The sequence below is a fragment of the Thermosynechococcus sp. genome, assembly GCF_025999095.1.
Lineage (GTDB): Bacteria > Cyanobacteriota > Cyanobacteriia > Thermosynechococcales > Thermosynechococcaceae > Thermosynechococcus.
Genome location: NZ_AP024678.1, coordinates 1,082,930 through 1,099,331 on the forward strand (window position 1 = coordinate 1,082,930; position 16,402 = coordinate 1,099,331).

Consider the following 16,402-nt stretch of genomic DNA (forward strand, 5'->3'; position numbering starts at 1 on the left):
AATTATTCATTACTATTCATTACAGGAGATCATGCAGATGACAGACATGCAACAGACGACGCCAAGCGTCAGCATCGGAATGCCCGTTTACAACGGAGCAGGTTTCAGCCGGCAAGCGCTGGATTCGATCCTGGCCCAGACATATCCTCATTTCGAGCTGATCATCTCGGACAATGCGTCTACGGACGACACGGCGGAAATATGCCAAGAGTACGCATCAAGAGATTCCAGGATTCGTTACGTGCGGCAGGAGAAAAACATTGGTGCAGCTTGCAATTTTCGCTATGTATTGGATGCAGCAACCCATGATCGATTCATTTGGGCTGCGGCGGATGATTGGTGGGATCAGGATCGCCTGGAGCATCTTGTGCAGGCGTTAACACCCGAAAACGCCGCAGTCGTTGGCACTATACGCCGCTATGTTGATGGCGTTCCCTATGCGGAATACGTGCCGGTCACGTTCGAGAAGGGTGCATGGTGGCGATATTTGATGCGCGAGGAGGCAAGATGCGAAAAGGTTTACTATGCCAACGGTCTGTTGCCCGCTGCGACGCCGTTGGCGATCATGCTGGGTGTCTTCGCCTGGGGCGCATCCGGCGGTTGGCAGGTGCTGGCTGTCGCGCTCACGGCAGGGGCCGCCATCGAAAGCGGGCTGCTGCTGATCGCGCTCGCGCGGATGGGGTTGCTCGCGTGGACGGCTGACTTCAAGACCGCCGCGCCCATCCTCTCGGCGAGCCTGGGACTGCTGCCTGGCACTTTTGTCATGGCGTTTGGGCCCCTGATCGAGCAAGCCATCGCTGCCGGCTTGGGCGAAGGTTCCAACGCTGCGCTCACCTACGGCTACAAGCTCCCAGCCGCCGTGCAGAGTATCTTGGTCACCGCGATTGGCATCACCGCCTTGCCTTATTTTTCAGCCCAGATCGGGCAAGGCCGACATGCCTACAGCCTGCACAGCCTGAACAAGCTCACGCTGGCGCTGTTGACCGGTGGTGCGCTGCTGGCGCTGCCGCTGGGCCTGTTCTCGGCCGAGATCGCCGCGCTGCTCTACCAGCGTGGCGCCTTCGACGCATCGGCCACGGCGCGCGTAGTGCCGATCCAGCTAGCTTATTTTATCCAGATCCCTTTCGCGCTGGTGACCATGCTCGGCATCAAAGCCGTGGCTGCGCTCAGGCGCAATGGGTTGCTCAGCCTCTACACCGCGCTGGGTGTGTTGCTACAAGCCCTGCTGGCCTATGCGCTCGCCACGCGCCATGGTCTGCCCGGCATCGCCTGGGCGGCCGTCATCGTCTCGGCTCTGATGACCATCACGACTTACCTTACCACGCGCGGCACGCTGCGCCGACTGTCGCCATGAAAAAAGTCTGCCTATTCAACTTCCCGCCGATGGAAAACTTCCACGGCTATCGCATCGAAAGCTTCGACCCCTTGTCCTATTTCCCCAAGGGGGCGCGCTGGTCGCTGATGGATTTGATCATCTGGGGCCTGAACGGCTGGGATCAGCGGCGGTCGCTTTTCGACTTTGGCGCGGCTGGCGTGGATCGGCTCTACCGCGAACGCAACCCGCACTACATGCGCATGGTCGGCGATTTCATCGACCGCTTTCGTGACTTCGATCTGATCGTCATGAGCACCTACAACTTCATCCACCCCGAGGTGCTGGTGCGTGAACTCAAGAAGCCCGTCAAGGTGCTCGGCTTCATCGATGATCCTTTGTCTACCTACCTGCGTGGAATTCCTTATCTTTGGGCATTCGATGGCGCCTTCTTCATTTCACCGGGCTATATCGACGACCTTCTTTTCGAAGACGCCATCCGGCGGTGGACCGATAAGCCGGCCACTTGGTGGCCGTTGGTTCCGTTTCCCTATCAGCGGCCCGCGAACGCGGACGAAACCTTCTTCCGTAACCGTGACGTCGATATCGTCTATGTCGGCAATCCCAGCGCATCGAAGGTCGAACGGCTCATCCGGCTAAAACGTCATTTCGGGGCCCGGCTGCGCGTTCATGGGCGCTGGCCGTTCAAGGGATATGCTGGCTTTGTACGCGGCTTGTTCGGCAAACCGGTGTATCCCCACCGGGTCACGAGCCTGACCGGAGAGCAGCGCACACAGCTTTACTGGCGCGCCAAAATCGGCTTCAACATGCACGTCTCGGATCATCCTTACGAGACCGGCAACATGCGCATGTACGAAACCCCGGCGCATGGAATGATGATGGTCTGCGACAAGGCGGCCGCCGATGCACATGCGCGGATATTCGCGCCGGGCACTGAGGCCATTTATTACGACACGCTCGCAGAGGCCATCGAACTGATGGAGCACTACCTTGACCACGACGAGGAACGCATTCGGATCGCAAGGGCGGGATACGAGCGGTATTGGCGGGATTATGAGTGGGAAGCCAACTTGCTTAGATTTCTTGGATGGTGTGAAACCATTCGAACATCCGAGCAGGGTAACGCGTAACAGAACATGGAACCTATGACATTAGATCAGCAAAAGATTTGGGATTATTTCCAAAACGAGGGGATTGATTCCTTTGCGCGGAGCTCTGGGCGTCTCGAGTTTCTGGTCAGACGTCTTTCTCCAGGTTCACGAGTTCTAAACATTGGTATTGGGAATGGTGCTTTGGAGCGAATGGCCCTTGCGAAGGGTGTAGATATCTGGAGCCTTGACCCAAGCGAACGAGCGATTGAGGCGTTGAGATCTGCGCTTGGGTGGGGCGAACAAGCACAAGTGGGTGTCAGCCAAGCGATGCCGTTTCCCGATGATTACTTCGATGTGGTCATCATGTCGGAGGTTCTCGAGCATTTGGCGGACGATGTATTTGAAGCGACTTTGTTCGAGGTAGCGAGAGTCTTGCGTCCAGGTGGCCGATTTATTGGCACTGTGCCAGCCCGAGAAAAACTAGAAGATTCGATTGTCGTTTGCCCGAATTGCGGTCACAAATTTCACCGCTGGGGTCATTATCGTAGTTTTACGGTTGAAACCCTCGCGGCCAGCTTGAAACAGCATTTTGCAGTCGAGGCTGCCTATGAAACATTTTTCATAGAGTGGGAGTCTGTTGGGTGGTGGCGCAAGATACAAGGCCTGATCAAGAAATTCTTGTCGTGGCGTGGTATTGGAACTTATGGAATTTGCCGGAATATTTACTTTTGCGCACGAAAGCAAAGCTAGCCGGGAGAATGGATTATGTCCAATCTAGTTAAGGTGCGTACCGAGGAATTCAATTATGTTAAAAAATTCTTTCTGCCAGGAATGAGTGTTCTTGAAATTGGTGGCGGCTCTGGCTATCAGGCTAGTCTAATAGCGTCTACCGGGGCATCCGTCGTTAGCATCGATGTGGCGAAGCCACTACCAGGAGTGGAAATTTATTTCCCTGTGCAAATTTATGGTGGGGCGACACTTCCTTTCCCGGATAACTATTTCGATGTGGTGTTCTCCTCTAATGTTCTTGAGCACATCCAGGATTTGAGAGCAACGCTTTCTGAAGTGCGGCGAGTGATGAAATCGGATGGTATGGCAATACATATCCTCCCGACCTCTGCGCGGCGCGCCTGGACGAGTCTTTCGCATTACGTTCATATTGCTAGACGACTTATCGGTCTGGTTTGCCGACGATATTACGTAATAAATACACCAGCCGTGCCCCGTGATCCAGGATGTGCACATCATGGCACTTGGGCAGCCATAAAACGGGTATTTTGGGACGGACCTCACGGTGAATACCCTTCCGCCATTTCAGAGCTTTGGTATTTCAGTCGCCGGCGCTGGTTAAAGGTGTTTCAAGAGAACGGCTTCGACTTAATTTGGGATCAGCCTAGCGGAATTTTTTATACAGGCTACGGTGTGTTTCCAGCCATATCCATAGGGAGACGCCAGGCACTAGCACGTGTCCTCGGCTCGGCTACTCGAGTGTTCGTTTTACGAAAGGCAGCATGAGTCGTACCGTTTTTCTTGTGCGCAAACTCGATCCTGGCGGCGCAGAAAGACAACTTGTGGCATTGTCCCGTGGACTCAAAGAACGGGGGCGCGACGTTAATGTCGTCTTGTTTTACCAAGGTGGGGTCTTCGATGCCGAGCTCTCCGCCGCTGGCGTGCCTTTGCATTTCGTTGGTAAGCAAGGACGCTGGGATGTCGCTGGCTTCTTGTTGCGCCTCACGCGAATCCTGCGCACGTTGCGGCCAACCACGATCTATTCCTTTCTCGACATGCCGAATGTGCTGGCTTCCTTGCTGTGGCTGCTGATTGGCCGCCCTCGGCTAGTGTGGAGCATACGCGCCGCGGGAATGGAAATGCGCCACTATGACTGGCTAGCAAGGCTGGTGGCGAAGCTGGAGGCGGCGCTAAGTGGGACAGCCGATGTCGTTGTCGCGAATTCTCAGGCCGGGAGGTCATGGGGTATTCGCCGGGGTTTTCCGCCCGGACGGATCGTGGTCATCGAAAACGGAATCGACACGGCGCGCTTCAGGTTCGACTCGCTCGGGCGTCAGCGCGTCCGCAGCGAATGGAAAATCGGCGCTGACCAAACGGCAATAGGGCTTGTGGCGCGCCTGGATGTCATGAAGGATCATCGCAACTTCCTCCAAGCATGTGCCTTGCTCGCGGCCCGGAGAGAAAACCTGCGTTTTGTCTGCGTGGGAAGTGGCCCCGCAGATTACCTTGCGGAACTGAAGACGTTCGCCCAGACGTTGGGTATTGCGGATCGGGTTATCTGGGCGGGCCCACGATCTGACATGCCTGCCGTGTTGAGCGCTCTCGACATCGCTTCTTCTTCTTCTTTCGGGGAGGGGTTCTCCAATGCGATCGCCGAAGCGATGGCCTGCGAGCGGCCGTGTGTCGTCACCGATGTGGGGGATTCGGCGCGCATCGTGGGGGACACGGGGATGGTTGTGCCGCCGCGGGATGCGGAAGCACTGGCGTCTGCCCTGGGCAAGGGGGAAGGTTGAGTGTTTCGGCGACCGGCGCGCCTTGTAGTCCTATCTGCTGAGCCATGAAGCTTGCGAAGTCCAGCTGTTGTTCAACGTACCCTTTGCTCACCCAGCTGTCATGGGGCGACGTTCGGCATTCGTTGAGCTGGGTTATGATCCGGCCTATGGGCATGTGGAGGATTACGATCTATGGCAGCGGGCCTGGGCAAGGGGTTATAAGCTCGTCAATTTGCCTGGAATCGTTTTGCGCTACTGCGTGCATGCGGGTCAAGTTTCGGCACGAAAGTCAGTTGAGCAGCAGAACAAGGCGGATTCTGTACGCAAGCGCCACTGGCGAGTGCTATTGCCTGGCCTGGGAGACGGGGAAATCAACGGCATTGTTGAAATGCTGCGGGAAGGTAGGGGGCACACACCTCACGCCTTCTGCCAAGCCTTGTAAGCCTGTTGAGCCGCTATTCCGGCGAGGCTCGTGAGGTTCTTTTGTCAAACAGCTACCAGGCGTTTTGTCGGTTGGCTGCCAGCGATTAACGAAATAAATAGCGCGAGCTGTGTTTTTTTCAGGGATTTCTAGAATTTGCTGCCGAACTATGATTTTTATCGGTTGCTTCCAGATAGACTAGTCAAGCTTGAAAAATATGACCCGGTTTTTTGCGAGATTTTTGCGTATCAGAATTTCGTTGCCCTACTAAAGAGACGCTGACTTAACTGTCGATAGAAAATCTGGGTCTGGCGGCAGGGGGGTGCGCACTCGAAGTACTGCAGATCGACAAGCTGCAAACAGGTCAGGACAATGCTTTCAGATATTACAGCAAGCCCGTCACCAACACCGCCTGCGTCTATCTGATGAGCCAGCCACTGGTGGCTGCCTTCTATCACACGCTGATCAGAAGATCCTGGTTGCGCTTGATCGGGGGGGATTGGATGATGAACACCTTGCTGATGTTGATGGAAAAGGCAGGGGTGCCGTGTGATTGCATGCATGCTGATCGGACGATTTTCAGGCACAGCTCTGTAACAGGCGAATACGCATCCTCTATTCGCTGATCATCTTGATTGAACAGGAAAATTTAAATTAAATATATGAAACGCACACTCTGAAACGCACACTCGTTACCGGCAGTGCAGGCTTTTTAGGCTCCCATCTGTGCGAGCGGCTGATCAAGGATGGTCACGACGTCCTCTGCATAGACAACTTTTTCACCAGCAGCAAGACTAACATCGCCCACTTGATTCAGATCGTTACAGACGAGGACCGCAATGCACTCGCTGAAGCCTCCAAAAAACAAAAAAAAGTGCCAAGGACTGCAAGCTCTAGCGTGCCGCAAAGAAGCACCCATGGCAGAGTGCCAACGGCTTGACTCCCACCTTGCGCGTTCGCAGCAGTGATCTAGACATTGCCCACACCCAAACCGGCGATGCTGGATGCCCTCCCCAGCATGTTTTGCAGCAGCACTGTTGCCGCCTTCATGTGCAGCAAGCCCACCACGGTACTGACGACATTGGCGCCGCCAATGATCGAGGACAAATGCAAGATCTGGTGGTAGGAGTTCAGGCGATTCACTTGTCAGTATCAGCCAGACTGAGATCACGCCTCAAATCATCGACAATGGGAGGCTTCGCAAGCATGGCGCCAGAGATGCTCAAGTGATCATTATCAATGTGTAGCTATTTCGAAAGGGAGTGACACAAGTAAAGAGAAATAGATTACACTTGAAGATTCCTAAATATCCTTAAAAAACATGAGCTATAGCTTGGATTTACGAGAGCGGGTTGTCTCCTATATTAAGCAAGGTGGCAAAATCAGTGAAGCCACTCAAATCTTTCAAGTGAGTCGTATCACCATCCATCGCTAGCTGAGGCGAGACAACCTAGCACCCACGGTGCTTCCCCGTCAGCCTTGGAAACTGGATTGGGAAGCCTTAGCGGCAGATGCTGCTACCCATCCCAATGACCGTTTAATCGACCGTGCCCAGCGATTCGGGCTACAAATTTCCACGATGAGTTACGCTCTCAACCAGATGGGCATCACCCGAAAAAACAGATGCGTGACCAAGAACATTGTGAGTGAAGAGCGACAAACGTATTAACAGCAGCTCCAGATATGGGCAGAGAACCATAGCAAAGAAATAGTAGTGTGCATCGATGAGACGGGGTTGGACTCTCGAGTTGAGTGTGAGTATGGTTGGTCAAGGTAACGAAGGGCTGATCCTCCAGAAGGAAGGCTTCGGAGGCCGCGCGATCGCGCACGATTTTTACTGAATATGCGGCCTATTGTGGCGCGCATGGGCATGTGGTGGCCTGGCGTTTTTATCCAGGCAAGAACCTTGGGGCCATGGGTGATGGGGGCGCGATCGCGCCCAACGCTCCTGAGCTTGCCGATCGCCCGCGCGTGCTGGGCAACTACGGCTGGCGCGTGAAATACGTTAACGGGGTGCAAGGCTGGAACAGTCGGCTCGATCCGCTGCAGGCAGCCCTTCTGCGCGTGAAGCTAGCGCGTCTGAATGAATGGAACGAGCAGCGCACCAACCTGACCGCTCTCTACCTGCGAGAGCTGGCGGATTGCGCCATAGTCATAGTTTGATCTTAGGATTCAGCAACACCAAGATGCAACTGAATTTTTGGCGCTGAGTCAAGGGGGGTTTTTGCAAGGTGAAGCTGCGCTTGTAACTCGGCCACTCCTGCTAGGAAGGCTGCTAAGTCTAAACCCTGATAGTCAGGATCACACTGTTCAAGGCAACGCCGTCCTGCCGCCAAGAGTAAAGTTGCCCCCCGCTGGTTGCCTCGACTCAGGTGATAGCAGGCAACAGCAATTTGCAGCAGGCCTTGGTAAAACGTGCGCTCAGGTTCACTGGCCTCTAACCAGAGGGCTTCGAGGGTGTCATGGCAGGCATAGAATTCGCCGCTATTAAATTGGGCAATGGCTAGGGCAAGCTCCGAACGCATCGTTGATTGGGAAAGCGCAATGGGCGATAATAGTAAAGAATCATGACATTTTTTAACGAATATCGGCAGAGCTTGTGCAAAATCCTCGAACTGTCTCTGATACCAAACGCGCCTTTTATGCGGCTCACACGCGACCGATTCACTCGATCTACCGTCGCTTTATTGAAGAACTGCTTGTCGAAATCCACCTGTTGCGCGTCAATGTAGATTTTCGCTACTCTCCTCTCTTTGCTCTTGGGGTCGTTACTGCCTTTGACCAGTTTATGGAGGGTTATCAGCCCGAGGGCGATCGCGACCGTATTTTTCATGCCCTCTGTGTGGCTGAGGAAATGAACCCGCAACAGCTGAGGGAGGATGCCGCCAGTTGGCAACAGTATCAAGGCCGCCCCTTGAGTCAAATCCTTGGTGAACTCAACAGTGGCCAACCCAGTGCCCCCCTCAACAGCCTCAACCACGGGGGCAAATATAGCCGCCTTCATGCCGTGGGACTCTATGCCTTCCTGCAGGAGCTGGCAGGAGAACTGACAATCAACCTCAACGAAACACTAGATCAACTGGCTCCTGTGATCCAGCTGCCCATCGAAAAAGTCAAGCGCGATCTCGAACTCTACCGCAGTAACCTCGACAAAATCAATCAGGCTCGCAGCCTGATGAAAGAACTTGTGGAGCAGGAACGCAAGCGCCGTGCTCAGCAGACCTCTGTGCCACCCGCTGTGGATGCCAGTTCCGATGCACCCGCTTGATCCGCCCCAGCTCATTACCCTAGATGCCGTCGGCACCCTCTTTGGCCTACGCGAATCCGTGGGCACCGTTTATGGTCGCTTTGCCGCCGAGGTGGGGGTTGATGTTGAGCCAACAGTCCTCGATACCTCGTTTTTTCAGGCCTTTAGGGCAGCCCCTCCCTGCGCTTTTCCTGGCCTGGCTGCCCCCCAGCGAGCTGAAGCGGAACTACAGTGGTGGCAGGCGGTTGCCGCAGATACTTTTCGCCGCGCCGGTGTCCTCGAGCAATTTGCGGATTTTAGGGCCTTTTTTGCCCCTGTCTTTGCCTACTACGCTACGGCTGAACCTTGGTGCCTTTATGGGGATGTCTTGCCTGCTTTGAAGGATTGGCAAGCCCAGGATATTCCCCTGATGGTGGTGTCCAATTTTGATAGCCGTCTCTATGGGGTGCTTGAGGCCTTGGGGTTAGCCCCTTTTTTCCAGGCGGTGTGGATTTCCAGTGAGGTGGGGGCAGCGAAACCGGATCGGTTGATCTTTGAGCGGGCAGTGGCTTCCTATGGCGCCTCTCAAGTCTGGCACATTGGCGACAGTTGGGAGGAGGATGTCCGCGGTGCTCAAGGAGCGGGTTTGCAGGCGATTTGGCTACGGCGCGATCGCCCCTTGCTGCCAGAACCAGCCCTCAACGAGCCCCTAACTGTGCCCCAAATTGCTGAGCTCACAGAGGTGCAAGTTATACTGAGGGGGACAGCATGATCAGGGAATCAGCGGTGAGAAGCCAAATTTGTATTCTGGGTGGGGGGTTCGGTGGGCTTTATACAGCCCTCCGCTTGGCGCAATTCCCGTGGTCTTCCCCCCCAGAGATCACCCTTGTGGATCACAGCGATCGCTTTGTATTTACGCCCCTGCTTTACGAACTAATTACGGGGGAGCTAGAGGCCTGGGAAATCGCCCCGCCCTTTGTGGAGCTGCTGCGGGATACGCCAGTGGTCTTTCATCAGGGAACGGTGACCACTATTGATCTCCAGGCAAAAACCGTGCACCTAAGTAAGGGCGACCCCTTCACCTATGAAAAACTCGTTCTCGCCCTAGGGGGTGAAACGCCGAAAAGCACTATCCCCGGTGTGGCGGAGTACGCCTTGACGTTCCGTACCCTCAGTGACGCCTACCGCCTTGAAGAAGCGCTGCAACGGTGCGAGCACTCTGAGCGCGATCGCATCCGCGTTGTCGTTGTCGGTGCTGGTCCCAGTGGGGTGGAATTGGCCTGTAAACTGGCGGAGCGACTGGGGAGCCGAGGTCGCATTCGGCTGGTGGATCGCAACACCGAGATCCTGAAGTCCTCCCCAGAATTTAATCGCAAGGCGGCCCTTCGGGCCCTCGAAGATCGCGGCGTTTGGATTGATCTAGAGACCACCCCAGTTGCTATAACTAGCGATCGCATTTCGCTGCAACACAAAGACCGGCTGGACGAGTTGCCCGTGGACATTGTTCTTTGGACCGTTGGCACAGCCGTTTCGCCGGTGATTGCGGCCCTTGATTTGCCCAAAACTGCCACCGGTCGGCTCCAGGTGACGCCCACACTGCAAGTGGTGGATCACCCCGCTATTTTTGCCCTTGGGGATGCAGCGGATGCGGTGGATGAACAGGGACAACCCATTCCCCATACGGCACAGGCGGCTTTTCAGCAGGCGGACTATGCGGCTTGGAACCTTTGGGCCAGTTGCAGCGATCGCCCGCTCCTTCCCTGTCGTTACTCCCACCTTGGCGAAATGCTCACCCTCGGGCGCGATCGCGCTGCCTTGGCCGGCCTAGGACTGACCCTTGATGGCCCCCTGGCCTATCTGGCGCGGCGACTGGCCTACCTCTACCGCATGCCCACCCTCGAACATCAACTGAAGGTGGGGTTGAACTGGATGGCCAAGCCCTTTTTGGATCTCCTGACCACCATCGCTAGTTAGCACCGGTGCGCATTCTGGGCCTCGACCCCGGCCTAGCCACCCTCGGCTATGGGTGTATTGAGGTGCACAGGGACACCTGCCAAGTGTGGGATTTTGGTGTGATTACTACCTCTGCCGATCTGCCTACGGGCGATCGCCTCCAAAGTCTCTATAACGATCTGCACACGCTAATTCCCACCCTCCAGCCAGATTTGGTGGCTTTGGAGCGGCTCTTTTTCTACAAAATGAGCCATACCATTGGGGTTGCCCAAGCACGGGGTGTGATTCTTTTAGTCCTGAGCCAACTGCACTGTCCACTGCTAGAACTCACGCCCCCCCAAGTGAAGCAAGCCCTCACCGGCTATGGCAAGGCCACCAAAATAGAGGTGCAGCAGGCGGTGCAACGGGAATTCCACCTCAGCACCCTGCCCCAGCCCGATGATGCCGCTGATGCCCTAGCGATCGCCCTCACTGCTGCTCGTCACTGTGAGGGCATCCACGCTTGACCAAGCCACCGCCAGCGCCTCACTGAGCCATTGGCGGGTTTTTTGATCCAGTAGATCATCCTCTGCAAGTACCCATTCCTGAACCTGTGCCAGAGTGTGGCCCTGGGCACGGCAAATCGTAATCACGCCGGCGATCGCTGATGCCACTAGATCACCATTGACGGGGTGCTGGCTGAGGGCTGTCATTTCTTCGAGCGTCCGAGGAATGGGATAATGCATAGGGCAACAGGGCAATTCTGAGAAATCGTAAACTCTCTTAACTCTTAAACTGTTTAGTACAGTGAAGTTTACGCCAAATTGTGCCGTTGTCAAGCTCCTTAGTGGACTTCATAAAGCAAAATGCAACAACTGTTATACCTTGAGGTGCCCACTCCCCATACCGCAGCGGTCATTCACTGGCTGCACCACACCTTTGCACCCCCCCTGGGCACCATTGCGCCAAAACCCACTGGGGGATGTTGGCAGGTTCCTGAAACCGCAACGGAACTCGCCATTTTCCTGTGGAGCTTACAGCGAACCACCTACCTCAAGGTGATGCGCTGGGGAGAGCGGCCTTTCCCCCAAGAGCGTGCCTGTATCCAACACCTTCAGCGGGAGCTGCGTTTGGCCTTCCCCCTCCAGGCCGAGGAGCCGCCCCCTTGGCCGGCTGGTCAGAGCATTTTTGAGGCCTTGGCCGATCGCTACCCCTTGACGGTGAAATACTTTCAACGTATGCCCCAGGGGGAAGCAGATCTAGAGCGCGTCTATTGGTGGGAGCAACGCTGGCGCCAAGGTATCCAACAGCCTACCCCCCCTGTCCCTGTTGTGCACCGGGTAACAACCCCCTGTGAACCCCCTACCTATGACCTGGTTTATGTGGGGGGTGCCTTGGGGATTGTCCATGCAGCGGTGATGGCGCAGTTAGGGCATCGGGTTCTAGTCATTGAGCGGCTACCCTTTGGCCGCATGAATCGGGAGTGGAATATCTCCCGCCTAGAATTTCAGAGCCTGATTGATCTGGGGCTATTTACCACCGTGGAGTTTGAAAGCCTGATTGCCCGCGAGTACCGCGATGGCTTTAACAAGTTCTTTGATGCCACCAGCCCTGTCCATTGTCGAGCACCAGTACTGCACACCCCAACGGTTCTTAACATTGCCCTCGACTCGGCCAAATTCCTGCATCTGTGTGGTGAGAAACTGCGCCAAGCGGGCGGCGAAATTTGGGACTGGACGGAATTTGAGACAGCCACAATTCATCCCAATGGTGTGATTCTGCAAGCACGGCACCGTCAAAGTCAAGAACCCCGGCGGGCGATCGCTCGCGTCCTCATTGATGCCATGGGTACTGCCTCGCCAATTGCCCGGCAACTGAACGGTGGTCGTGCCTATGATAGCGTTTGTCCAACGGTGGGGGCGATTGTTAAGGGTATTGCCCCGGAAGTGTGGGACGGGAATTATGGCGATGTGCTCTTTAGCCACGGCGATATTTCGCGAGGACGGCAACTCATTTGGGAGCTGTTTCCGGGGTCAGGGGAAGAGCGCACCATTTACCTGTTTCACTATCACCATATTCGCCGCGAGTTTCCCGGCTCTCTATTAGAACTCTACGAAGATTTCTTTACAATCTTGCCGGAGTACCGCCGCTGCGATTTAGATCAACTGACTTGGGTGAAGCCGACGTTTGGTTACATCCCCGGCTACTTTAGCTACCACCGCAGCGATCGCGCCGTGGCCTTTGATCGCGTCTTGGCCATTGGCGATGCCGCCTCACTGCAATCTCCTTTAGTATTCACCGGTTTTGGCTCGCTGGTGCGCAACCTGCCACGCTTGACGGATCTGCTGGATACTGCCCTGCGTCATGACCTTGTGCAACAGCCCTTCCTCAACCAAATTCGCGCCTATCAGAGCAATACCGCGGTGACGTGGCTCTTTTCGCGGGGCATGATGGTGCCCAGCGATCGCCCCCTGCCCCCCGAGCGGGTCAATGCCATGCTCAACACCTTTTTTGGCATCCTCGGGCAGGAATCTCCGGAATTGGCCGATCGCTTTATCAAAGACCGTGCTGGCTGGCTACCCTTTAACCGTATGGCCCTGCGAGCTGCTTGGCAAAACCCCTACCTCCTCTGGTGGATCTACGAAATGGTGGGGCCTTGGGATCTGCTGCGCTGGCTGCAAAGCTACCTTAGTTTTAGCTTGGATGCCCTGTACCATGCCCTCTTTGGCTTCTGGCTGCCCCCCTTGATCCGCCGTTGTCAACCCTGGCTAGAATCCTTGGCACCACAACTTTGGTTTTGGCTCTTGGTGCAAAGCTATGCCCTGAGTTACTCTGTGGGGCAACCCCGCCTTGATCGTTCTTTGGCACTGCTGCCAACCCCTAGAGTTGATCAAGTCGTTTCCCCTCGCTAACCTTGGGAACAAAGGTGTTGCGGAGACCACCACGGTGAATGCAGCAGAGCAGGCAGTGACGGTGCAGATGGCCAGTAAATTGGGGGCGATCGTCCATCTCTTCAAACAGTGCAATCCGGATCTGCGGGCAGACCTGCACCCTTGGGCCGATGACCCCCACACCCGCAACTTGGTGGATCCCGATTCAATTGACATTGGCTTTCACCTGCCCGGTTGGAGTCGCCGCTGGCAAGCCCGCAGTTTGCTCCTGCAGATCCGCCTCTATTGCGATCCAGATTCTCCCCAACGGCGTGCCATTGGCCTAGAGATTGTGGGTTTTAGTTACATGAGCGAACAGTGGCGCTTCAGCAGTATTGGCCCTGGTGTTTTCAGCGGTAACAATCTGCCTAGGGAAGACCTCCAGCAGCAACTGCGCTCCATCAGTCAAGAAATCCTTGCTGTGTTAAACACTTAACCCTCTTTAGGGGGTCAGGGATGGGCCTCTGAAACAGGCAAGGCCGCAGGAAAGTCGCTAAACTAGGCCTGTGATAGAGTGCACAGGATTCATGTTCTCCATGACGCCACTGCGCCTTTTTGTCTATGGCACCCTCAAACCCGGCTATCCACCCCATGACCTCTTCTGTCGGCCTTGGCTAAGTGCCCATCAAGCGGCATTGGTGAGGGGCCGCCTTTATCACCTGCCGATGGGGTACCCCGGCCTAACGGCTGAGGACGGTTGGGTGCAGGGGGAGTTACTGCTCTTTGATGATCCACCTTCCAGCCTCTTGGCGCAGCTGGATGCCTTTGAAGGCTACAATCCCCACTTGTCTCCTGAGGTGAATGCCTACGAGCGCCAAGAAGTGTCAGTGTATGACTTGACCCATCAACCCTTGGGCACCGCATGGGCCTACATCATGCGTCTTGAACGAGTGCGGCAGGTCAATGGCGAGTGGCTGCCGGAGGGGGTGTGGAATGGGCCTATAGATCTACGCGCCTAGGCTTTCATGTTAGCGCATGTTAGCGGTGGTTTTTGCTGGCTTGGCGGGCGTCACATGGAGTTCCTGGAGTTGCTGCGGTTCGACACTGCTGGGGGCGCCGGTGAGCAGACAGCGGGCCTGCTGGGTTTTGGGGAAAGCAATGGTGTCGCGAATGGAATCTTCACCGGCCAGGAGCATGACCAAACGATCTAAGCCATAGGCAATGCCGCCGTGGGGCGGCGTACCAAATTCAAAGGCCTCCAAAAGGAAGCCAAATTTTTCTTGGGCAGTGGCTTCATCAATGCCGATGATTTCAAACACCTGCCGCTGCAATTCCGGCTGATAGATACGCAAACTGCCACCACCGACTTCATAGCCATTGAAGATGAGATCGTAGGCTTGGGCGCGGGCGGTTTTCAGATCCCCAAGGTCGTCAGGGTGAGGCGCCGTAAAGGGATGGTGCAGGGCCTCAAGGCGTTTTTCCTCGGCATTCCACTCAAACATGGGAAAATCCACCACCCACAGAAGATGGGTTGCCCTTGGATCAATGAGATTAAATTCACGGGCAATGCTCTGCCGCAGTCGATCCAGGGTCTTATTCACCGTGGCAGCGTCCCCTGCCCCAAAGAGAAGAAGATGCCCCGGCGCAGCGCCTGTGCGCTCTAGGAGCGTGGCTTTTTGCTCTGGAGAGAGGTTATCCTTAATCGCACCAATGGTATCAATCTCGCCGTTGTCGCGCACGCGAATGTAGGCTAGGCCCTTGGCGCCGGCAGTGGTGGCCTCTTGGAAGAGATCGCCGCCGGGTTTAATGCGCACATTGGAGATGCGATCATTGCCATTGGGAATCGGCAAAATTTTCACGACACCCCCTTGGGCGATCGCCCCACTAAAGACTTTGAAACCAGAGTCCTTGAGAATATCGGAGACATCCACCAGTTCAAGCCCGTAGCGGGTGTCGGGCTTGTCGGTACCGTAACGGTCCATGGCCTCTTGGTAACTGAGGCGGGGAAAGGGGCGCCGTAGGTCAATGCCCTTGACGGTTTTGAAAATGTGGCAAATCAGTGCTTCGTTGAGATCAAGGATTTCCTCTTGATCCATGAAGCTCATTTCCATGTCCAGTTGGGTAAATTCCGGCTGGCGATCGGCCCGCAAGTCCTCATCGCGAAAGCAGCGGGCAATTTGGTAGTAGCGATCGCACCCAGCCACCATCAGCAACTGCTTGAACAACTGGGGGGATTGGGGCAGGGCAAACCATTCACCGGGGTTAACGCGACTGGGAACAAGGTAATCCCGGGCCCCCTCCGGGGTCGAACGGGTGAGAATGGGGGTCTCCACTTCGATAAAGCCTGCCTCATCCTCTAGAAACCGCCGCATGGCCTGGACAACCCGATGGCGTAATTGTAAGTTCCGTGCCATCCGTTCCCGCCGCAGGTCAAGGTAGCGGTAGCGCAGCCGCACTTCTTCGCGCACTTGCTCATTCTCGGTGCTGGAGATGGCAAAGGGGAGTTGTTGGCGCACCGGATTGAGCACCTCAATGTGATCGGCGTAGATCTCGATGTCGCCGGTGGCCAGTTTCGGGTTCACCGAATCCGCAGGGCGCTTGCGAACACGGCCAACAATTTTCACCACATACTCACTGCGCAGGCGATCGGCTTGAGGGTAGGAGTCGGGAGTGCGCTGGGGATCACTGACAATTTGGACAATGCCGGAGCGATCGCGCAAATCAATAAAGATTACACCGCCATGATCGCGGCGCCGATCCACCCAACCGTAGAGGGTGACCGTTGTTCCGACATCCCTTAGCCGAACATCGCCACAGTAGTGTGTGCGCATAGACCCCAATGATTTCTGAGTATGTTGGTAAAGCAAAGCCTTACTATTTTAGCGGTTCACTGTCCTACCGTTAGCGGGGCATATCCAAGGAATCACAGGTTCCAGTGAGGAGTGTGCTTTAGAAATCGCAATAGAAGTTTACATAACTTCATGTGGATTCCCTAACTTTAGTTGCAGCTTCAGCAGATTCCTCCCCA

18 protein-coding genes and 2 pseudogenes are annotated in these 16,402 nt (G+C 55.5%); 16 read left to right on the forward strand and 4 right to left on the reverse strand.

Going from position 1 to position 16,402, the window contains the following annotated elements; genetic code table 11:
• Positions 1–46: 46 nt before the first annotated feature.
• The 7 genes and pseudogenes from Q0W94_RS05315 to Q0W94_RS05345 all read left to right on the forward strand — a co-directional run.
• Positions 47–1,354 carry a glycosyltransferase gene (locus Q0W94_RS05315; protein ID WP_297762034.1) on the forward strand — a complete coding sequence of 436 codons (1,308 nt, stop codon included), beginning with the start codon at positions 47–49 and terminating at the stop codon, positions 1,352–1,354.
• Positions 1,351–2,463: a glycosyltransferase gene (locus tag Q0W94_RS05320; protein WP_297762036.1), complete on the forward strand. Its 1,113-nt coding sequence runs from the start codon at positions 1,351–1,353 to the stop codon at positions 2,461–2,463. Before Q0W94_RS05315 ends, Q0W94_RS05320 begins: the two co-directional genes overlap by 4 nt.
• 15 nt (positions 2,464–2,478) lie before the next feature.
• A complete protein-coding gene (locus Q0W94_RS05325; RefSeq protein ID WP_297762038.1) occupies positions 2,479–3,174 on the forward strand; it encodes a bifunctional 2-polyprenyl-6-hydroxyphenol methylase/3-demethylubiquinol 3-O-methyltransferase UbiG in 696 nt (231 codons plus the stop codon).
• Between the two features lie 15 nt (positions 3,175–3,189).
• A complete protein-coding gene (locus Q0W94_RS05330) occupies positions 3,190–3,939 on the forward strand; it encodes a class I SAM-dependent methyltransferase (protein ID WP_297762040.1) in 750 nt (249 codons plus the stop codon).
• A complete protein-coding gene (locus tag Q0W94_RS05335) occupies positions 3,936–4,946 on the forward strand; it encodes a glycosyltransferase (RefSeq protein WP_297762042.1) in 1,011 nt (336 codons plus the stop codon). Before Q0W94_RS05330 ends, Q0W94_RS05335 begins: the two co-directional genes overlap by 4 nt.
• A 100-nt stretch (positions 4,947–5,046) precedes the next feature.
• Positions 5,047–5,367, forward strand: coding sequence for a glycosyltransferase family 2 protein (locus Q0W94_RS05340; RefSeq protein WP_297762044.1), 321 nt, complete (start codon positions 5,047–5,049; stop codon positions 5,365–5,367).
• A gap of 655 nt (positions 5,368–6,022) precedes the next feature.
• Positions 6,023–6,160: pseudogene (locus Q0W94_RS05345) on the forward strand (NAD-dependent epimerase/dehydratase family protein); the annotation flags it as partial.
• A 155-nt stretch (positions 6,161–6,315) separates the two neighbouring features.
• On the opposite strand, the gene Q0W94_RS05350 reads toward Q0W94_RS05345, so the two are convergent.
• The gene (locus Q0W94_RS05350) at positions 6,316–6,459 is read right to left on the reverse strand and encodes a hypothetical protein (protein ID WP_297762046.1); all 144 of its coding nucleotides are present in this window, start codon (positions 6,457–6,459) and stop codon (positions 6,316–6,318) included.
• A gap of 208 nt (positions 6,460–6,667) precedes the next feature.
• Here Q0W94_RS05350 and Q0W94_RS12405 point away from each other — a divergent pair.
• Positions 6,668–7,015, forward strand: a pseudogene (locus Q0W94_RS12405) (IS630 transposase-related protein).
• Positions 7,016–7,218: 203 nt separating this feature from the next.
• Positions 7,219–7,509: a DegT/DnrJ/EryC1/StrS family aminotransferase gene (locus Q0W94_RS05355; protein ID WP_297762048.1), complete on the forward strand. Its 291-nt coding sequence runs from the start codon at positions 7,219–7,221 to the stop codon at positions 7,507–7,509.
• A gap of 2 nt (positions 7,510–7,511) precedes the next feature.
• On the opposite strand, the gene Q0W94_RS05360 is transcribed toward Q0W94_RS05355, so the two are convergent.
• A complete protein-coding gene (locus Q0W94_RS05360; protein ID WP_297762051.1) occupies positions 7,512–7,871 on the reverse strand; it encodes a DUF309 domain-containing protein in 360 nt (119 codons plus the stop codon).
• A gap of 74 nt (positions 7,872–7,945) precedes the next feature.
• On the opposite strand from Q0W94_RS05360, the gene psb29 reads away from it, so the two are divergent.
• Genes psb29 through ruvC form a run of 4 tightly spaced genes read left to right on the forward strand, consistent with a single transcriptional unit; the run spans position 7,946 to position 11,031 of the window.
• Positions 7,946–8,614: a photosystem II biogenesis protein Psp29 gene (gene psb29, locus Q0W94_RS05365; RefSeq protein ID WP_297762053.1), complete on the forward strand. Its 669-nt coding sequence runs from the start codon at positions 7,946–7,948 to the stop codon at positions 8,612–8,614.
• The gene (locus Q0W94_RS05370; RefSeq protein WP_297762055.1) at positions 8,601–9,344 is read left to right on the forward strand and encodes an HAD family hydrolase; all 744 of its coding nucleotides are present in this window, start codon (positions 8,601–8,603) and stop codon (positions 9,342–9,344) included. The genes psb29 and Q0W94_RS05370 overlap by 14 nt, the downstream gene beginning before the upstream one ends.
• Positions 9,341–10,546, forward strand: a complete 1,206-nt coding sequence (locus tag Q0W94_RS05375) for an NAD(P)/FAD-dependent oxidoreductase (RefSeq protein WP_297762057.1) — start codon at positions 9,341–9,343, stop codon at positions 10,544–10,546. Before Q0W94_RS05370 ends, Q0W94_RS05375 begins: the two co-directional genes overlap by 4 nt.
• A gap of 5 nt (positions 10,547–10,551) precedes the next feature.
• On the forward strand, positions 10,552–11,031 hold the full coding sequence (gene ruvC / locus Q0W94_RS05380; RefSeq protein ID WP_297762059.1) for a crossover junction endodeoxyribonuclease RuvC: 480 nt from the start codon (positions 10,552–10,554) through the stop codon (positions 11,029–11,031).
• Here ruvC and Q0W94_RS05385 read toward each other — a convergent pair.
• Entirely contained in the window at positions 10,981–11,250 is a 270-nt protein-coding gene (locus Q0W94_RS05385) for a hypothetical protein (protein WP_297762061.1), read from the reverse strand. The genes ruvC and Q0W94_RS05385 overlap by 51 nt on opposite strands.
• A 120-nt stretch (positions 11,251–11,370) precedes the next feature.
• Here Q0W94_RS05385 and Q0W94_RS05390 point away from each other — a divergent pair, with 120 nt between their 5' ends.
• The 3 genes from Q0W94_RS05390 (at position 11,371) to Q0W94_RS05400 (ending at position 14,393) form a co-directional block, all read left to right on the forward strand.
• The gene (locus Q0W94_RS05390; RefSeq protein ID WP_297762063.1) at positions 11,371–13,416 is read left to right on the forward strand and encodes an NAD(P)/FAD-dependent oxidoreductase; all 2,046 of its coding nucleotides are present in this window, start codon (positions 11,371–11,373) and stop codon (positions 13,414–13,416) included.
• A 34-nt stretch (positions 13,417–13,450) separates the two neighbouring features.
• Positions 13,451–13,870: a hypothetical protein gene (locus Q0W94_RS05395; protein ID WP_297762065.1), complete on the forward strand. Its 420-nt coding sequence runs from the start codon at positions 13,451–13,453 to the stop codon at positions 13,868–13,870.
• A 91-nt stretch (positions 13,871–13,961) separates the two neighbouring features.
• Positions 13,962–14,393, forward strand: a complete 432-nt coding sequence (locus Q0W94_RS05400) for a gamma-glutamylcyclotransferase (RefSeq protein WP_297762067.1) — start codon at positions 13,962–13,964, stop codon at positions 14,391–14,393.
• Between the two features lie 9 nt (positions 14,394–14,402).
• Here the strand turns inward: Q0W94_RS05400 and aspS are convergent, their stop codons facing one another.
• On the reverse strand, positions 14,403–16,205 hold the full coding sequence (gene aspS / locus Q0W94_RS05405) for an aspartate--tRNA ligase (protein WP_297762069.1): 1,803 nt from the start codon (positions 16,203–16,205) through the stop codon (positions 14,403–14,405).
• Positions 16,206–16,402 lie beyond the last annotated feature (197 nt).